A 16,949-nucleotide genomic window follows, 5' to 3' on the forward strand; every position below is an offset into this window, starting at 1 on the left:
GCGCTGGCGGCTTCTTTTGAGGTCCCGTTCCCGCCGAATCCAGAACAACCCTAAAACTAGTGAGGACGACATGAGTGTCCTTGAATTACCCTACTCCCAGGTTTTCGACCTCCTGCACAAAATGTGCACGACCGTCTCGCCCGACTGCCTGAGCCTGATGAAGAAAAGCGCGGCGAAGGAAACCAATCCCGAAGCGAAGACTTTCCTCGAGACCATGCTGAAGAACGTCGAGCTCGCCGGACAGAAGGACAAGCCGGTGTGCCAGTCGCCGGGATTCCCCTCGGTGTGGATCCGCTGGGGCGAGGCCGTGCAGCCGAACCTGACCAACCTGATGGGCAACATCACCCAGGCCGTGATCGACGCGACCAAGCAGGGCTACATCCGCCCCTCGATCGTGCATCCGCTCACCCGCTTCAACCCGGGCGACTCCTCGGGCCGGGGCGTGCCGAACTACGAACTGCGCTATGAGAAGGACCTCCCCTACTGCGAGATCGTGGTGAGCGCGAAGGGCTGCGGCGCGGAGCTGCCGAACGTGGCGAAGATCCTCACCCCGGCGACTCTCGGGAAGAACTACTCGGGACTCAAGAAGCTCGTGCTCGACACCGTGGTCGGCAACAACGGCTACATGGGCGCCCGCGGCTATCCCTGCCCGCCCTTCTCGCTGGGCATTGGGCTGGGCGGCCAGATGGACGTCGCCGCGAAACTCTCGCGCGAGGCGATCTCCACCCGCAACTGGCTCGACCACAACCCTGATCCGCTCTTTGACGAGCTCGAGCAGGAGCTGCTTGCCGACATCAACAAGCTGGGCAACGGCCCGGCGGGCATCGGCGGCGACACAACGGCTCTTGCCGTGAAGATCGGCTGGGCCTGCACCCACACGGCCATTTGCCCGGTGGTGATCAACTTCCACTGCTGGGTCGCACGCCGCTTCGGCATCCGCTTCTATCCGGACGGCCACACTGAAGAACTGTTCCAGGCTGGAGAATAAGAGATGGCTACTTATGAACTGACGCTTCCGGTCGACGACGCCACAATCGAAAAGCTCCATGTCGGCGACATCATTTACCTGAACGGCCAGGTCTGCACGGCCCGCGACATCGCGCACCTGAAGCTGCGCGAGCTCGCCGAAGAGGGCAAACCCTTCCCCGAGGACCTGCGCGGCGGTGCGATCTTCCACGCCGGCCCCGTCATGAAGAAGGACGCCCAGGGCAACTGGCACCTCTCCGTGATCGGACCAACGACCTCGATCCGCATGGAGCCCCACGCCGACTTCGTGGGCGCCCAGGGCGTGAAGATTCTGATCGGCAAGGGCGGCATGGGCCCCGGCACGCGCGCGGCCCTGCAGAAGTACAAGCAGGTCTACGTCCAGGCCTGCCCGGGCTGCGCCGTGGTTCTCGCGGCCGGCATCGTCGGCTCCAAGGCCCCGCACTGGTTCGAGCACGGCATGCCCGAGGCCATGTGGCCGCTGCAGGCGAAGCACTTCGGCCCGTTCCTCGTCACCATGGACTCCTACGGCAAGAGCCGCTACGACGAGATTCACGAGCACGAGCAGAAGGTTGAGGAAGAGATCCTCGCCAAGCTGAAGTAAAAAAAAGCGCCTCCCCCTTAAAAAGCCATTCGTCCGCGAAGGCTTTTTGGGAGAGACCCTGAAGCGGTCCGGATTCAACCCGTGAATCCGGGCCGTTTTTTTGTCCTCAGAGTCCCGCCGCCTTCCTTCCGAAGGCTCCCGAAGCTCGCCTCAGGGCCCGGCCGGAAGCGCAGTGCCTGCACTTTCCCCGCCGGGAATCACCAAAGGCTCCAGTCCCAAAGAGAACCCCTAATTTTGTCGCAAGATATCGCATTTTGAATGCGAAACGAAGAAATTACAGATAATTAAATTCTTTTCCCTGAATATCCACAGACCAAAACGCAAAAAAATTCGTTTTGGGCGGGGAGCCGCGGGGGCGTTGCTTGGAGAAAGAAGACCCACCCCTCTGGCAGCAGAGAACTGGGGGAAGCCTGGAGCCTCGGCTCCGGGCATTCGGAGGCCGGAATGAGCCTCATTCGGCCGGGATGAATGGTTCGGATGCGTGAGAAAAAATCCCCCCGGTCCTTGAGGGCAATGAGCACCGCCCCCATGCCCCGGTTCGGATCGGGGTCGGAGAGGCTCGCCGAAGTCGCGAGGTCCTTGAGCCCGAGCTCCAGGTTCTGGCGGTAGAAGCCCGAAGTCACCAGCACGAGGTCCACCTTCCGGTCCCGGACCGCCCGCTTCAGGTCCTCCTCGTAGTACTCCCGGAAGGAGACCGGAAAGGGAAGCTTTCCTTCGAGCCGACGGCGGATCTGCGCGAAAAGCTCATGTTGGGGTTCACGCCGCTCAAGTGGATCACGCCCACCCGAAGAGGCAGGGACGCCGGAGCCTCGGCCGCACGCACGGAGCAAAGGCCTGCCAGGGTCCAGAACGCGGCGGCAAGCACCGCGGCGGCGATCGCATAGGCGAAGGCCGCCCCTCGCTTTTCAGGACTATGATTCCTGCGGCTTTTCAAAAAAGTTTTACTGCACATCCAAGGAGGAGGCGGCCCATGGCTTCACACCAGATTCTTATGCAGCGCATTTACGACTCCGAGCGGCTCCCGGGCTGCCGGGTCCTCGTCGACCGGCTCTGGCCCCGAGGGGTCAAAAAGGAAGCGGCCGCGCTCGACCTCTGGGCGAAGGATGCGACGCCTTCGAGCGCCCTTCGCATCTGGTACCACAGCCACCCCGAAGAGTTCAAGGACTTCAGCGAACGCTACCTCGAGGAGCTTCGCGCTAACCCGAAGGCCTCAGAGTTCGCCTCCTGGTGCCGGGAAAAGCTTGAAACCGAGGACGTCATCCTTCTGTTCGCGACGCGCAAGAAGGAAAACCACATCCAGGTGCTCAAGGCCTGGCTTGAGGAAAAGCTCTCGGGCGCGGCCTGACCGGGAAAGACTCGCCGCGCTTTTCCCTGCCTCTTTACACCGCCCGGCCGAAGAGCCCGTTGCAGGCGCTTTCGCCCAGGCCTTCCTCGTAGGGCGTCGGGTGGCCGACCTGCCAGGCCTCCATGCGGGGGATCGCCGCGCCGTCCGTGGCGATCAGGTAACGGGCGATGGTGGCGATCTTCTGAGCCGCGGCCGTCCCGAAGGCGCTTTCCAGCCCCTTGTCGATCCCGGTTTCCCTTGCGACAAGGTCCAGGATGTCAGCCAGGCAGGCGTGCTCGATGAAGGCGGAAGACTCCTTCTTAGACTTGCTTTTAGGCCTTGTCGGAACAATTTCGCCCGTCTCAGGGTCTAGTTTGCCCAAAAGCTTGTTTTTCAACGTGACGGTCTCCTGCGTCTCCCGGTCGTACTGCGTGTGGCCGCTCGTAGACGTAGACATCCCCATTGGCGCGGGTTACGCGGCGCTGGCCGACATGGATTTTTCCGGTATAGGTGCGAGACATGGCTGGCTCCAACAATGTTATCTATATTGCATATAGGTAACACTAAATAAGTCAAGAAAAAAACGCAGAAAACATGCCCTTTCTGCGGTCTACTCAGCCGAAATCAACCGAACGTGTGCCTGTTGTAGAACTTTCAGGATGTGAAGGCCGTGCCGGAGATCGCCCTGCACCCGCTTTTCCAGAGCCGCATCTACCTCGTCTGCCCGAAGGACTCGGCGCTCGCCGCGAAGAAAACCGCCTCCGCCCGGACCTCGCGGACCAGACCCTCATGGTGAGCGGCCCCTCGCCCGCACCGATGCGGGCCATGCAGAGCCGCGTGACGAAGGCCTCGGGCTGCCGCTACTTCACGAGCCAGAGCCACGACATGTCGCTCACCTACGTCGCCTCCGGCACGGGGGCCGTTCTCTCGCCCGGCTTTCTGCACGACCACTCGGGGATGTTCGCCTGGGTGCCGTTTGAGTGCGAGGAGACGATCTCCTGCGTGCTCTGCACGCACCGCGGCGACCGCCGGGCAATGGTGTCGAGCTTCATCCGCACGCTGCTCGCCCTCTACGGACGGCACCCGGACTTCCCGCTCTAGAAAAAAGAAAAAAGCAAAAGAAATTCCCCGCCCGGAGGGCTCCTGCTGCGAATCCGCAGGGAGGGACGCCGGACGGGGGAAAGGGCTTTTTTGAGAAAAGCCCCGCAGCGATTCGGGCCTCAGACGCGCCGCATGTACTTCAGCAACACTCCGACATCGGGCGCGTTTTCAATGTTCCGGGCATAGGAGATCACCTCTTCGCACCCCTCTTCGCCCAGCATCGCAGCGGCGTTCCTGAACTTCGCGACGATCACGGAGGGATCGGCCTGGTCGTTCGAGTTCCAGACCTTGTGGGAGACGGTGCTGCCGTCCTTGAAGGTGATCGTCACCTCGGCCACGCGCCTTGGGAAGAGCTTCGTCGCCTCCGGATCCTCGGTCACCTCGACGCGGCGCGCGAGGTCGAGTATCTCCGGGTCGGTGCGGACGCTTTCGGAGAACTGCGGCAGGCCCACCGTCCTGTACTTGAGCGAGATGGCGAAGCAGTAGGGGATCGAGAACTTAGCTGCGTCCTCGGACTCGGTCTTCATCGCGCCGGCGACGTCAACCGAGACCTTGTAGGTCTTCACCGAGATCTTCTCGATCTGGCTGCGGTCGATCGGGTGCTCCTTCATGATCGCGAAGAGGCAGTCAAGCGGCGAGTTCGTGTGGCCGCAGGAAGCGTAGACCTTGAAGAAGGCCGTGTCGGAGACGAGGCTCTCCTCGGACGGGTTCTTCAGGTTCTCGATGTGGGGGTCCGTGCAGGTCGCAGCCACAAAGCCCTTCTTGCCCAGCAGCGCGCTGTGCGAGCCCGTGAGGCCGCGCAGCGCAAGCATCGCCGCGTCAACGCCCGACTGGCAGGCCTGCGCGATGTTGATCGCCTTCGCGTGCGTGCCGAAGGACTCGACGAGTCCCCCCGCCATGGTGCAGGCAATGCCGATCGCGTTGTTCGCCTGTTCAGGGGTGAGCCCGAGCAGGTTTGCCGCGGTCGCGGCCGCTGCGATCGTGCCGCAGGTGCCCGTCGTGTGCCAGGTGCGGTAGTGGGTGGGGTTCACCGTGCGGCCGAGCCTCGCGAACATGTCGTAGCCCACGATCACAGAGCGGAGGAACTCGCGCCCGGTCTTCCCGTTCGCCTCGGCCAGGGCGAGCGCCACGGGCAGCGTGATGGAGCCCGGGTGGCCGATCGCCGTGCGGTGCCCGTCGTCGAGCTCGCAGACGTGGCCCGCGATGCCGTTCAGAAACGCCGCGGAGCGCACCGGCAGCTTCTCGACGATCGAGAGCGCAGTCGCCTCGGGCCGGCCCCCGGCCTGCCGCATGTAGGCCCCGGCGATTTTCATCTGCGGATAATGGGCTCCGGCCAGCGCGCAACCGAACCAGTCGAGAACGCGCAGCTTCGCATCATCCACAAACTTCTTCGGGATTTTCTCAAAATCGCAGCCGGCCGTGAAATCGGCCAGTCCCTTTTGAATCGGTTCTTCCATATCGCAGCACCTGAATAATTTGAAAAGAGATAAAAAAAGGGACCCTCGGCGAGGGCCCCTTGAGTCTTGTCAGACCATCAGAACATCAGGATGAAGGTGACAAGCAGGCAGACCACCGTCGTGGCGAGCAGCGGCACCGCGTTGCGTTTCACGATGCGGAACGGAGAGACGTTCGCCATGCCGGCCACGGCCACAATGGCGCCGGTCACCGGGGACATTGTGCGCCCGAGGCCGGTCATCGTCTGCAGCGGCAGCAGGAAAGTCGCGGTGTGGATGCCCCACTGGGTCGCGATATCCGGAATGAGCGGGGCGAAGGAGAAGAACGGCGCGTTGCCCGAGCCCATCAGGAAGGAGATCACCAGAATCACAAGGCACATTGCGAGAACCATCGGGATCGCGCCGAGGCCCACGGCCTGGGCACCGTCGATCAGGGTCTTCACGGCACCGATCGCGATCAAGCCCTTGCCGAACACCTGGCCGGCGATAATGAGCGAGACCACCACGGAGAGCGCTCCGCCCATGCCCTTGAAGAAGTCCTTCAGACCGTTCATCACGTCAAAAACCTTGCGGGTGCGGATCAGGTCAAAGAGCATGGCGACCATGACCGAGAGCACGATGGCAGTCGGCACACCCACTTTGATCTTGATGCCGTAGCGGCCGAGCACGACCGGGTTGAACAAGAGCAGGATGAACAGCGGCAGAACCGGCAGCAAAGCATAGATCTTGGGGATCTTCGCCTCGGCAGCCGCTTTCTTCTCGTCCATTTCGAGCGAGGCCATCTCTTCGGCCGTGAGCGGCTCGACGCCTTCCTTCTTATCCCAGTAACGCTGGGCGAAGTACATCGACACGAGCATCGTGATCAGCATGAAGGGATAGATCACCATCTGCCAGTTGATGAAGTAGTCAGCCCACTCGATGTTGGCGGTCTTCGCCGTGAGCAGGCAGTTCGCGGAGCCAGGCCCCAGGTCGAAGAAGCGGCTCGCGGCAATCGTGCAAACGGCGGTCATCTTCGGCACGCCGGCGCGGATCATCACCGGGTAGAGGGTCACCATCATCATGAGCGCGAGACCGGCGGCCGAGGGAATGGCCATGCCGACGATCTGGGTCACGATGAGGCCGAAGCCTGCGAGGACGTAGGGCGACTTCACGTACTTCAGGGGGCCACCCACCACGTCGTAAAGGGCGCGGCCAGCGTGGACGCGGTCCATGTACTTCGCAAAACCCGCCATGCACATAATGGAAAGACCGAGTTTCGCGAGGGTCGTGGACATGACGTTCTCGACCACGAGGAAGATGTCGAAGAACGACGATCCGGTGCTCTTCTTGAGCCCGAGTCCGGGCCCGATGCCGAAGGCGACGGCGATAGCGAGCATGATGACGCCGGCCACGAGCAGGACGGCGGCCGCGTAGGCCTTCTTCCCGATCAGGTAGCCCGCGATCACGGTCAGCACGATCGCGATAATGAGACCAATCATTTTGACTCCCTTAAATGTTTATGGGCCGGCTCGGATCCCCGGATTTTTTCCCGCAAGCGCTCCGGCCGGCTTCTTATCGTAAGGGGCGGGCAGCCGGTTGAAAAGTCCCTCCCCTTACGAGCCCTGCCGCTTACTTCACAGTTTCCTTCGGAGATTCGGCGATGCACTCGCCGGTGAGTTCCTGGCCGATGCCGGGCAGCTCCGGGATCTTGTAGCGGCCGTTCACCGGCAGGTAGTCATACTTGCAGGTGCGGCGGTTGCCGTCGAGCAGCGCGTAGCGGTGCAGCTCGTGGATGGCGAAGTTCGGGATTGCGCACTCAAGCTGCAGCGAGGCCGCAGTCATGATGGGGCCGCCGCAGACGTGGATCTGGCAGGTCGTGTCGTAGATGTGGCCCATGTCGCAGATCTTCTTCGCTTCGGAGAAGCCGCCGCAGGTGCCGAGGTCGGGCTGAATCAGGTCGATGATGTGGTTCTCGAAGAACGGACGATAGCCCCAGCGGGTGAACACGCGCTCGCCTGCGGCGATCGGGATGTTCACGTTGTCGTGGACCTGCTTGAGCTGCATCGGGTTGAGGCTCATCACCGGCTCTTCGTAGGCGGAGATCCGGAACTCCTCGATCATGTGGCCGAACTCGATGGCCGAGGTCGTGTCGGTGAGGGCGTGAGCCTCGACGATGATGTCGATCTGGTCGCCCACAGCCTCGCGGATCGCCTTCAGGCGGTTGTAGCCCACCATCAGGTCACGCTGAGCGAAGCAGCCGTAGAGGTTGCGGCGCTTGGCGTAGCCCTCGGTGTCGATCTCGTTCACGTCGACCTTGATGCAGTCGTAGCCCTGCTCGAGCGCCTTCTCTGCGGCCTTCGCGTACTGCTCGGGGGTGATGAGGATGTCCTTCTTCTCAGCGTTGCCCCAGCCGAACTGCAGCTGGGAGGCGTAGGTGCGCAGCTCGTCGCGGCACTTGCCGCCCAGCAGCTGATAGCAGGGAACGCCGAGCGCCTTGCCCTTGATATCCCAGAGGGCCACGTCGATCGCGGACATGCCGGCGGACACCACCGTGCCGCCGCCCTGGCCCCAGAAGGTCTTCTTCTGGAGCTTATCCCAGATGAACTCGGTCCTCATGGGGTCGAGGCCGATCAGAAGGCGAGCGAAATCCTTGGCCATCCCGAAGCCGGCGGAAGCGCCCACACCGTAGGCGAGGCCCACTTCGCCAAAACCGGAAATCCCCTCGTCGGTGTTGATGCGGACCACTACCGGGCGCCACTTGGAGACGGCGGACTGCAGCGGATTCTTGACATCAATGATGTCGACACTCGTAATCTTCATGCTTTTCCCCTGAAATGAGTTCAGATAGTTAAAAAGCTGACGGTCCTGACTTCACAGGACCTGCTCTGCCTGGGCGGACGCGCGGTGAGCGGGGCTTATCCAGCCCGTACCCGCCGGGCAGCCGCCCGACCCTGCCCTTTGTACGGAGCAATTTGGCAGGGGGAATCTTAATGTACTTCCAAAGTATTAATCAATACGCAAAAGAGAGCGTTTCCCGCAATCATCTTTTGCGTCCGACGCAAAAAAAGAAAGGGGCCCTCCGCCCCCTCGGCGTCAGGCCCCCGCTCCACTGGGGACGGGCCTGCCCGGAAGCGGCCCGCGCTCTCAGTACAGCCCGATCAGCTTCCACCAGGCCATGCCGATCGTGAACCACACCACGGTGTTGATCGTGCAGATGATGAAGCCGTTTCTCCACCACTCGCCCTGGCTCACGTAGCCTGCACCGAAGTAGACCGGCGCGGCGCCGTTGCCGTAGTGGGTGAGGGATATCGGAAGGTTCGCGAAAATGCCGAAGGCGACCGTCACCGCGACGAAGGCCGCGTACATGGCCGAGATTCGGGCCGTGACGGAGGCGAAGCAGTAGTGGGAATAGATGTAGATGAGGGAGATCGCCACGAAGGAGGCGAGCCAGCCCATATGCGCCGAGGAGACGCCGCCCGCGATGAGCGCGGCCGCCCACTTGATGAAGCCTGACTTCGACAGCGCCGTGGCGAGCGACATGAGCCCGCCCATCCAGAACATGGCGTCCCAGGCGCCCTTTTCCGAGAGGACGTCCTTCCAGGAGAGCACCTTCGCGATGAGCATGATCGAGACGGCGAGCATCGCGATCGGGGTGGCCCCGAGGTGGGTGAGGCTGCCCGCCGCCCAGAGCACGAGGCACATCACAAACACAAAGACGAGCACCTTCTCGTCGGTGCTCATCGGGCCCATCCGGGGGAGCTCCTGGGCTGCGAGCATCGGGGCGTCGGGAATCTCCTTTAACTCCGGCGGCGCGATCTTAAGGAGCACAATCGACACAAGAAACAGGCACACGAGCCCCGGCACGATGGCCGCGAGCGCCCACTCGGTCCAGGTGAGCTCGACCCCCGCGGCTCCCTTGTTTGCCATCACCCTGCGGCATGCTTCGCGCATGTTTTCGGGTGATAGGACTTCTTCCAGCGTTATCACTGGTTACCTCCTGTGTTCGTCCAGTGCACTGGCCCCGTCGCCCTTTCGACCCATCTGGCCGCTCTCGTTCGGTTTCGGATTCCGTCCATTGCCGTCGGAGGCTATCTACTTCCTATCGTTCGACTTTTACAGCTGCTGTCGCCGGGTTCGGGAGAGATGTACGCTCTACTTACAAGTTCGAATTCGGCCCTTCGGCGCTTCCGCCTACTACGGCCTCTGCTGACTTTCTTGCCGATATTCCTTGGCCTCTCGACCGCGGCAGCCCTGCGGCATCGTCAAGGATCTCCCCAGGTCTCACACGTGCGCTTTGCGTCCTGCCTGCTGGATCTACGCCGGCTCCTTCCGTATCGATATGGAGTTAACAGAATGTGGCCTGCTCTCCCGGAGTCGTCGCCTCATATCCAGTTCCTGTTCGTCAGGCTGACGTTTTGCTATCGGCTTCCTTCATCAGTTTGTTACCTCCCTGACTCTGCCGAGTCGCTAGCCCTTCCCTCGATCGGGCGGACGGTGGACTTTCACCACTGGTCACACGTGCGCTGCTGGGCGCACCACCAAAAAAAAGGGAAGGCCCGCGCAGGGCTCTTCCCCTTTTTCTTCAAAAACGGGCCCGGCCGGGCCTCTCCGCTACCGGATGAAGCTCACCGCCATCATGATGAGCGGCAGCGTGAAGACAAGCGCCGAGACCGAGGTGCCGACCGAGGCGGAGGCGAACTCCGCCGGGCCGTCGTGCAGCTTCGCGAGGACGCCTGTCATGGGGCTCACCGGCATGGTGGAGGCGATCACCATCATCTGGCGCGCGAGCGTGTCCATGTCGAAGGCCTGCGTGAGGAAAAACATGATGAGGGGCTTGATCACGTTGATCCCGAGCAGGATGAGCCAGACCTCGCGCGGCAGGTGCGCAAAGCGCTTGAAGCCGATCTGGTAGATCGTGATGCCGATGAACACGAGGGCGAGCGGCGAGGATATCTGGCCGATCATCTTCGTGGCGACTGCGATCGGGCGCGGGACCGTGAGCCCGATCAGGACGACCGCGGCGCCCAGCAGGAAGCCGATGAGAGGCTTGGTGAAAATCATCTTCAGGCTTTTGACCGAGAAAAGCTTCGGACGCGCGCCGCCGCGCTTCGTGACACCGTCGAGCTGGATGCAGTAAAGGCCGATCGTCCAGATGAAGATCACGTTCGGGATGAAATAGACCAGGAGATAGGGGATGCCCTTCTCGCCGATCATCGCGAGGGTCACCGGAATGCCAACGAAAAGAAGCGACGCCCCCGAGAACTGCGCGATGAAGGTGCCCTGCCACTCCTTGCGCACGAGCCCCAGGCGGCAGATGAGGGCGGAGACCGCGATGTAGACGGCGAAGGCGAGGAACGGCACCCCGGTGATTCCCAGCAGATCGAGCAGCTCGCTGTGAGTAAAGCGCGAGGTGATGGTGGAAAAGAGGTAGAACGGGATGGTGAGGCCGACGATTTTGGAGACGAGCTTCTTGCCCGACTCGTCGTACCAGCCCTGGGAGGCCGAATAGTAGCCGATCCCCGCCACGCAGCCAAGAATGAAGACGGCCGTCACCGCCTGAAGAAACGCTTCCAGCATAATTCCCTCTTATCGGCTTATCCCTTTCCCGCAAAACAGGGGGAAGGAGTCCGTTTTTATTTTCGAGCGCGGGCCGCCCCGCCTTCCGCCTTTCGGCTGATTCCGGGCGGCCCGCACCCCCTCCTTTGAGTTTAAAAATTATACTGTCTGGGCCCCGCCCTTCCTTTCGGCTCCCCCGTTCCCGGCCTTCTGCACCCTCTTGCGGATACCTCTTAAGAGACATAGAACTTCTGCTCATGACCGGGGCCTCCGCCAGGCCTTCGGGAACCGTCTCAGGCCCCTCCGGACCCCGGCCCGCACCCGGCTCCGCAGGCCCCGCCACAGCCTCCCGGCGGAATGTCCGGCCGCCTTCCGGGCTCGGCCTTTACTTTATGATCTTAAGCAAGCCTCAGACAAAAAAATTTCATTTTTGTCTCAAATCGGCCATAATACGCCGTATCCCAAATTGCTAGTCCGCTTCGGCATAAAGGATTAGATATCGCCGGGACTTTTCGTTTTTCTTGCGACTACCTCCTGATAGGTAAAGCTCTTTCAATAGGAGAAAGACATGGAATTTCGCATTGAGCATGACTCCCTGGGTGAAGTGAAGGTCGACAATTCGAAATACTGGGCCGCTCAGACCCAGCGTTCGTATGAGAACTTCAAGATCGGCACGGAAAAGATGCCGCCGGAAATCACCCGGGCGTTCATGTATCTCAAGCGCTCCTGCGCCATTGTGAACAATGAGCTTGGCAACCTCGACGAGCGCCGCAAGAATGCAATCGTCCAGGCCTGCGACGAAGTCCTCGCCGGCAAGCTCGCCGACAACTTCCCGCTCGCCATCTGGCAGACCGGCTCGGGCACGCAGTCCAACATGAACATGAACGAGGTGATCGCCAACCGCGCCACCGAGATCCTGGGCGGGAACTTCCGCAACAAGGCCGCCGAGAGCAAGGACAAGCTCGTGCACCCGAACGACCACGTGAACCGCGGCCAGTCCTCGAACGACACCTTCCCGACCGCCCTGCACATCATGGCCGTCTACGAAGTTGAGAAGCTGCTGGTGCCGGCGATCGACCGCCTGCGCGCCTCCCTGCAGTCCCGCGTCGAAGCCTTCAAGGACATCATCAAGTGCGGCCGCACCCACCTGCAGGACGCCACCCCGCTCACGCTGGGCCAGGAGTTCTCGGGCTATGTCTCCATGCTCGACCACAGCAAGGCCCAGATTCTGAAGGCCCTCGAGTCCTGCCGCGAGCTGCCGATCGGCGGCACCGCGGTCGGCACGGGCCTCAACGCCCCGGCGGGCTTTGACAAGCTCGTGGCCGCGGAAATCTCCAAGGCGACCGGCCTCAAGTTCGTCTCCAACCCGAACAAGTTCCACGGCCTCACCTCCCACGACGCGGTGGTCTTCCTCGAGGGCGCCCTCAAGGGCCTCGCCGCCGACCTGATGAAGATCGCGAACGACATCCGCTGGCTCGCCTCCGGCCCGCGCTGCGGCCTGGGCGAACTTAACATTCCGGCCAACGAACCGGGCTCCTCCATCATGCCGGGCAAGGTGAACCCGACGCAGTGCGAGGCGGTCACGATGGTGGCCGTACAGGTGATGGGCAACGACGCCGCGATCGGATTCGCCGCGAGCCAGGGCAACTTCGAGCTGAACGTCTTCAAGCCCGTGATCGCCTACAACCTGCTGCAGAGCATCCGTCTGCTCGCTGACGTCCAGGTCTCCTTCGCCACGCACTGCGTGGACGGCATCACCGCCAACAAGGAGAAGATCGACTACTTCCTCAAGCGCTCCCTCATGCTGGTCACCGCTTTGTCGCCCGTGATCGGCTACGAGAACGCCGCGAAGGTCGCCCACTATGCCCACGTGCACAATCTGTCGCTACGCGAGGCGGCCCTCGAGCTCAAGGTCTGCACGCCTGAAGTATTCGACGCGACCGTGGTGCCGGCCAACATGACCCACCCGCTCGAGAAGAAGTAATCTCCTGCTGAAGCTGCGTCATTAAAGAGGCGCCGGAGCGGAAGCTCCGGCGCCTTTTCTTTTTTGCCCATGCGCGGCGAAGCGGCCCCAGCCGGCCGCGCAATCTCTTTTCAGCGGGGCAGCCTCGGGAAGAGCACTGAAGGCGTCCGGCAGGAAGCCTCGATCTCAGGCGTGAGGCGTGTCGCGATCTCGGAGCCGCGGTCCGAGCGGATCAGCTCGGCAAGCTCCGGGTTCAGCATCAAGGCGCGGGCCGTGGCCGTGAAATCGACCCACCCGGTCGCAAGCGCCCGGGCAAAGTCCTCCGCGGTCATGAGGTTTCCCACTCCCATGAGCGCCGTGCGGCCGCGGATCACTCCCCGAATGATCTCAAGCCTCGAGAGCGCCGGGTCCGCCCCACGCCTTGCCTTGCGGAAGAAGTCCTTCTGCGAGACGTGGATGTACTGCAGGGGGCGTGAGGCGAGCTGCTCGACCAGCGCCATCGTATCCTCCATGGTGAGGCCGTTCTCATCGGGCTCCTCGGGCGAGAGCCTGTAGCCCACGACAAAGTCGGGCCGCCCGGCCTCCTCGCGGACCTTGAGCACGGCGTCCGTCACGGCCAGCGGAAAGCGCATCCGCTTTTCGCGGCTTCCGCCCCACTCGTCCGTGCGGCGGTTGGTCTTTGCTGAGTAGAACTGCTGGATCAGGTACTGGTTCGCACCGTGGATCTCGACCCCGTCATAGCCCGCCTCAAGGCAGAGCCGGGCCGCCCTGGCAAAAGCCTCGACAAGCTCTTCGACCTCTGAACCCGAAAGCGCCTCGGCGCCCTTTTCCTCATTGTCCGAGGGCCCCACGATGCGGTGCCCGGGCAGGAATTCGGCGCGCCCGAGGATCCCCGCGTGATGGATCTGCGCGATCGCAAGCGCCCCCTCCTTCTTCACGAGCTCGGCCCGCTCGCGAAGCGCCGGCAGGTCGGAGCGGCGGATGGCGCGGGGCTGGCCGGGAAAGCCCTGGCCGTTGTCCGCAACCAGGGTGGCCCCGAGCACGTAGATCCCGAACCCCTTCGCGCGGCCCCTGAGAAACTGCCGCTCGGCCTCGCTCACCGACCCGTCTGGATTCTGACAGTAAAGCGTGATCGGCGCGACGGCGAGCCGCCCCGGGGCCGTCACCCCGTTGTTGAGCTGAAAGGGCTCAAAAAGCGCAGAAGTCTTCTCTGGCATTTTCGCTTGCTCCTCCAAAATGATGACTGTGACTCACGCCATCATAGGCTCGAAGACCGCACAGGAGTAGGGTCCGGGTGTCCCGGGGCGTTTCGCAATAAAATCCAGCCTTGAAAGCCCGCCGCCCTCATTTTTCCCCGCGGGGGCCTGAGAATGCCCTTCTCCCCTCCTCCCGCTGCGAGCGATGACTGAAAACATCACCCAAAAACTGGTCTCAAGGATCCGCACGGGCGGCTCCTTCACCCGATCCGAAGAGCTCGCGCTCGTCGTGCGGCTCAGCCTCCCGGCGATCGTCGCCCAGATCGCGGCGGTCATGATGCAGTACATCGACGCCGCTATGGTGGGCAACCTCGGAGCCGTGGAGGCGGCCGCCGTGGGGCTTGTCGCCTCGACCACGTGGCTGTTCTGGGGCCTGGGCAGCGCCGGGCTCACGGGCTACACGGTGCTCGCAAGCCACAGGATCGGGGCCCGGGGCTACCGGGCGGCCCGCTCGCTGCTGCGTCAGGGCTTCGTCGTGGCGCTCGCGACCGGGCTCATCCTGGGCGGCGCGGGGCTTGCGATCTCGCCGTTCCTGCCGGAGTTCCTCGGCGCCTCGTCCGAGGTCGCCCCGGAAGCGCGCGTTTACTTCGCGCTCTACACGGCTGCCTTCCCGATCTTCTTCTTAAGCGCCTTCGCGGGCGGAATGCTGCGCGCGAGCGGCAACATCCGGGTGCCCTCGCTGCTGAGCGTGCTCATGTGCCTTGAGGACGTCGTCTTCAACTTCCTTCTCATCTTCCCCACGCGCGAGGTGCAGTTCGCGGGGCTCTCCTTCATGGCCCCGGGCGCGGGGCTCGGGGTTGCGGGAGCGGCAATCGGCACCGTGCTCGCCGAATTCCTCACGGCGCTTCCCATGCTCTGGTTCGTCTGCACGAGGTCGCCGGAACTGCGGATCCGCGGCGAGCGGGGGCGCTTCAGGCCCGAGGCGGCGCGGCTCAAGCAGGCCTTCCGGATCGGCATTCCGATCGGCTGCCAGCACACCGTCATGTGCTGCGCGCAGGTCGCCTCGACCATGATCGTGGCCCCGCTTGGCACCGTCGCCCTCGCGGCGAACTCGCTCGCGATCACCGCCGAGGGCCTGTGCTACATGCCCGGCTACGGCATCGCTGACGCCGCCTCGTCGCTCACCGGCCAGTGCATCGGAGCGAGGCGGCCCGCCCTGGCGAGGCGCTTCGCTTACCTCACGGTGGGCTCGGGGATTGCCGTGATGACCCTCATGGGCGCCTTCATGTACGCCGCGGCGCCCTTCATGATGGGGCTCATGTCGAACGTGGACGCGATCATTGATCTCGGCAGCTCCGTGCTTCGGATCGAGGCGTTCGCCGAGCCGATGTTCGCCGCCTCGATCGTCGCCTACGGCGTCTTCATGGGCGCGGGCGATACGCTCGCGCCCTGCCTCATGAACCTGGGAAGCATGTGGCTCGTGAGGATCCCAGCTGCGTGGCTGCTCTCCCAGTCAATGGGGCTTCGGGGCGTGTGGATCGCGATGTGCGGGGAGCTCATCCTGCGCGGCCTCATCTTCCTCGCGAGGCTGCGCTTCGGGAACTGGCAGAAGGAGCCCCGGAGCTGACAAGGCCCGCCACAGCCTGCCGCCAGGCCCCTCAGGCTTTCTCGTTCACGGCCCGGTCCGAGGCTTCCGGCCCGCGCCCGCATCTCCCGGCCTTCAGGAGCGGGTCCCCGAGGAGCTCCGAGGCCTCGGCCAGCCCCCGCTCAGAGGCGGCCCTGAGGCAGGCGAGGCCCCGCCTGGGACTTGACGCGCCGCCCCGGCCGGAAAGCAGAAGCCGCCCCTGCTCGAGCAGCGCCTCCGCGCTTCCCTCCCGGGCCGCCAGCACAAACCAGCGCAAGGCCTCGCGTCCGCTTTTCCGAACTAGCCGCCCCTCAAGCCTCATCCGCCCGAGTTCGAGCGCGGCCTGGGAGAACCCGTGCCGCGCTGCGCTCGTGAGCCACGCCATCCCTTTTTTCAGGTCGAGCGCGTAGCCTTCATCGCCTTCAAGGCAGCGAAGCCCCGCCCGGTACTGAACCGAAGGCAGGCCGCTTGCGGCCGCGAGCTCAAAGCAGCGAAGCGCTTCGGAGCGGGAGACCTTGCGGCCGACGCCTTTCATGCAGCACTCGCCCTTGAGCAGGAGGCAGACCGCATCGCCTGATCCCGCGCCCCGCTCGAGGAAGGCGATTCCCCGCGCCACGTCCCGCCGCCCCGCGAGCCCCTCGAGACAGTAAAGCGCCGCCTTCGAGCAGGCCGGCCCGTAGCCGGCCTGCGCCGAGCGGCAGTACCACTCGAAGGCCTTCTCGCAGTCGGGCTCCACCCCGTCGCCGCGCTCAAGCCGAGAGCCCGCCTCGTACTGCGCCCTGCGGTCTCCCAGCGCGGCGCGCCCGAGGCACTCGCGCGCCGCCTCCCTGCGGGTCCTGGGATAAACGAATTCGAGCTTCTCCCCCGCCCGCCGCGCGCCCTGCGCGCGCCATTCTCCCTTTTCTGTTTTTTGAGTCATTTTCGTTTCTTCTCTGCGTCTTGCTTCCATGATTTAATGATGCACCCGTTTCGCCCCTGCCGGATCAAAATAAAAAACTTAAAAAAATACCCATCTGGTGATAAAGAGCAGAAAAAATCCACGATCTGCAGGGATCTCGGCAAGACTGGGACGGGGGAAAAAGGAAAAGGAAGCGCTGCTGCAGTCGCGGCTGACGGACCCGGAGCGTCACTGAGGGGCGCGTATTGAAAAGGCTTTCCCTCTTA

Annotated in this window: 15 protein-coding genes and 1 pseudogene; 7 read left to right on the forward strand and 9 right to left on the reverse strand. The window is 63.2% G+C overall.

Annotated elements, in window-relative coordinates; translation table 11 throughout:
* Nucleotides 1-70 precede the first annotated feature (70 nt).
* Nucleotides 71-988 (forward strand): fumarate hydratase, encoded by a 918-nt coding sequence (locus MAF45_RS00920; RefSeq protein ID WP_237977674.1) that lies wholly within the window; start codon nt 71-73, stop codon nt 986-988.
* Nucleotides 989-991: 3 nt separating this feature from the next.
* The gene (locus MAF45_RS00925; RefSeq protein ID WP_237977675.1) at nt 992-1,588 is read left to right on the forward strand and encodes a FumA C-terminus/TtdB family hydratase beta subunit; all 597 of its coding nucleotides are present in this window, start codon (nt 992-994) and stop codon (nt 1,586-1,588) included.
* A gap of 284 nt (nt 1,589-1,872) precedes the next feature.
* On the opposite strand, the gene MAF45_RS00930 is transcribed toward MAF45_RS00925, so the two are convergent.
* Nucleotides 1,873-2,418: a hypothetical protein gene (locus tag MAF45_RS00930; RefSeq protein ID WP_237977676.1), complete on the reverse strand. Its 546-nt coding sequence runs from the start codon at nt 2,416-2,418 to the stop codon at nt 1,873-1,875.
* Nucleotides 2,419-2,558: 140 nt separating this feature from the next.
* Here MAF45_RS00930 and MAF45_RS00935 point away from each other — a divergent pair, with 140 nt between their 5' ends.
* Complete coding sequence (locus MAF45_RS00935) at nt 2,559-2,933, forward strand: DUF488 domain-containing protein (protein ID WP_237977677.1); 375 nt, start codon at nt 2,559-2,561, stop codon at nt 2,931-2,933.
* A gap of 43 nt (nt 2,934-2,976) precedes the next feature.
* On the opposite strand, the pseudogene MAF45_RS00940 reads toward MAF45_RS00935, so the two are convergent.
* A pseudogene (locus MAF45_RS00940) lies at nt 2,977-3,433 on the reverse strand (IS1634 family transposase); the annotation flags it as partial.
* Nucleotides 3,434-3,582: 149 nt separating this feature from the next.
* Between MAF45_RS00940 and MAF45_RS11230 the strand changes: the two are divergent.
* Together MAF45_RS11230 and MAF45_RS00945 are read left to right on the forward strand one after the other, a co-directional pair.
* Nucleotides 3,583-3,708 (forward strand): hypothetical protein, encoded by a 126-nt coding sequence (locus tag MAF45_RS11230; protein WP_283206943.1) that lies wholly within the window; start codon nt 3,583-3,585, stop codon nt 3,706-3,708.
* Nucleotides 3,702-4,013: a hypothetical protein gene (locus tag MAF45_RS00945; protein WP_237977679.1), complete on the forward strand. Its 312-nt coding sequence runs from the start codon at nt 3,702-3,704 to the stop codon at nt 4,011-4,013. The genes MAF45_RS11230 and MAF45_RS00945 overlap by 7 nt, the downstream gene beginning before the upstream one ends.
* A gap of 119 nt (nt 4,014-4,132) precedes the next feature.
* Here the strand turns inward: MAF45_RS00945 and MAF45_RS00950 are convergent, their stop codons facing one another.
* The 5 genes from MAF45_RS00950 to MAF45_RS00970 all read right to left on the reverse strand — a co-directional run bounded on the left by MAF45_RS00950 (nt 4,133) and on the right by MAF45_RS00970 (nt 11,023).
* On the reverse strand, nt 4,133-5,470 hold the full coding sequence (locus MAF45_RS00950) for an MmgE/PrpD family protein (RefSeq protein ID WP_237977680.1): 1,338 nt from the start codon (nt 5,468-5,470) through the stop codon (nt 4,133-4,135).
* 77 nt (nt 5,471-5,547) lie between these two features.
* A complete protein-coding gene (gene dcuC, locus MAF45_RS00955; RefSeq protein ID WP_237977681.1) occupies nt 5,548-6,945 on the reverse strand; it encodes a C4-dicarboxylate transporter DcuC in 1,398 nt (465 codons plus the stop codon).
* Between the two features lie 130 nt (nt 6,946-7,075).
* A complete protein-coding gene (locus MAF45_RS00960; RefSeq protein WP_237977682.1) occupies nt 7,076-8,266 on the reverse strand; it encodes a mandelate racemase/muconate lactonizing enzyme family protein in 1,191 nt (396 codons plus the stop codon).
* Nucleotides 8,267-8,590: 324 nt separating this feature from the next.
* The gene (locus tag MAF45_RS00965; RefSeq protein WP_237977683.1) at nt 8,591-9,433 is read right to left on the reverse strand and encodes an anion permease; all 843 of its coding nucleotides are present in this window, start codon (nt 9,431-9,433) and stop codon (nt 8,591-8,593) included.
* A 624-nt stretch (nt 9,434-10,057) separates the two neighbouring features.
* The gene (locus tag MAF45_RS00970) at nt 10,058-11,023 is read right to left on the reverse strand and encodes an AEC family transporter (RefSeq protein ID WP_237977684.1); all 966 of its coding nucleotides are present in this window, start codon (nt 11,021-11,023) and stop codon (nt 10,058-10,060) included.
* A gap of 547 nt (nt 11,024-11,570) precedes the next feature.
* Between MAF45_RS00970 and fumC the strand changes: the two genes are divergently transcribed.
* Nucleotides 11,571-12,986 (forward strand): class II fumarate hydratase, encoded by a 1,416-nt coding sequence (fumC, locus tag MAF45_RS00975; protein ID WP_237977685.1) that lies wholly within the window; start codon nt 11,571-11,573, stop codon nt 12,984-12,986.
* A 110-nt stretch (nt 12,987-13,096) separates the two neighbouring features.
* On the opposite strand, the gene MAF45_RS00980 is transcribed toward fumC, so the two are convergent.
* Entirely contained in the window at nt 13,097-14,182 is a 1,086-nt protein-coding gene (locus tag MAF45_RS00980) for an oxidoreductase (RefSeq protein WP_237977686.1), read from the reverse strand.
* 184 nt (nt 14,183-14,366) lie between these two features.
* Between MAF45_RS00980 and MAF45_RS00985 the strand changes: the two genes are divergently transcribed.
* The gene (locus MAF45_RS00985; protein ID WP_283206944.1) at nt 14,367-15,788 is read left to right on the forward strand and encodes an MATE family efflux transporter; all 1,422 of its coding nucleotides are present in this window, start codon (nt 14,367-14,369) and stop codon (nt 15,786-15,788) included.
* A 31-nt stretch (nt 15,789-15,819) separates the two neighbouring features.
* Here the strand turns inward: MAF45_RS00985 and MAF45_RS00990 are convergent, their stop codons facing one another.
* Nucleotides 15,820-16,704: a tetratricopeptide repeat protein gene (locus MAF45_RS00990; RefSeq protein ID WP_283206945.1), complete on the reverse strand. Its 885-nt coding sequence runs from the start codon at nt 16,702-16,704 to the stop codon at nt 15,820-15,822.
* Nucleotides 16,705-16,949: the final 245 nt, after the last annotated feature.

The sequence above is a fragment of the Mesosutterella porci genome, assembly GCF_022134585.1.
Taxonomy (GTDB): domain Bacteria; phylum Pseudomonadota; class Gammaproteobacteria; order Burkholderiales; family Burkholderiaceae_F; genus Mesosutterella; species Mesosutterella porci.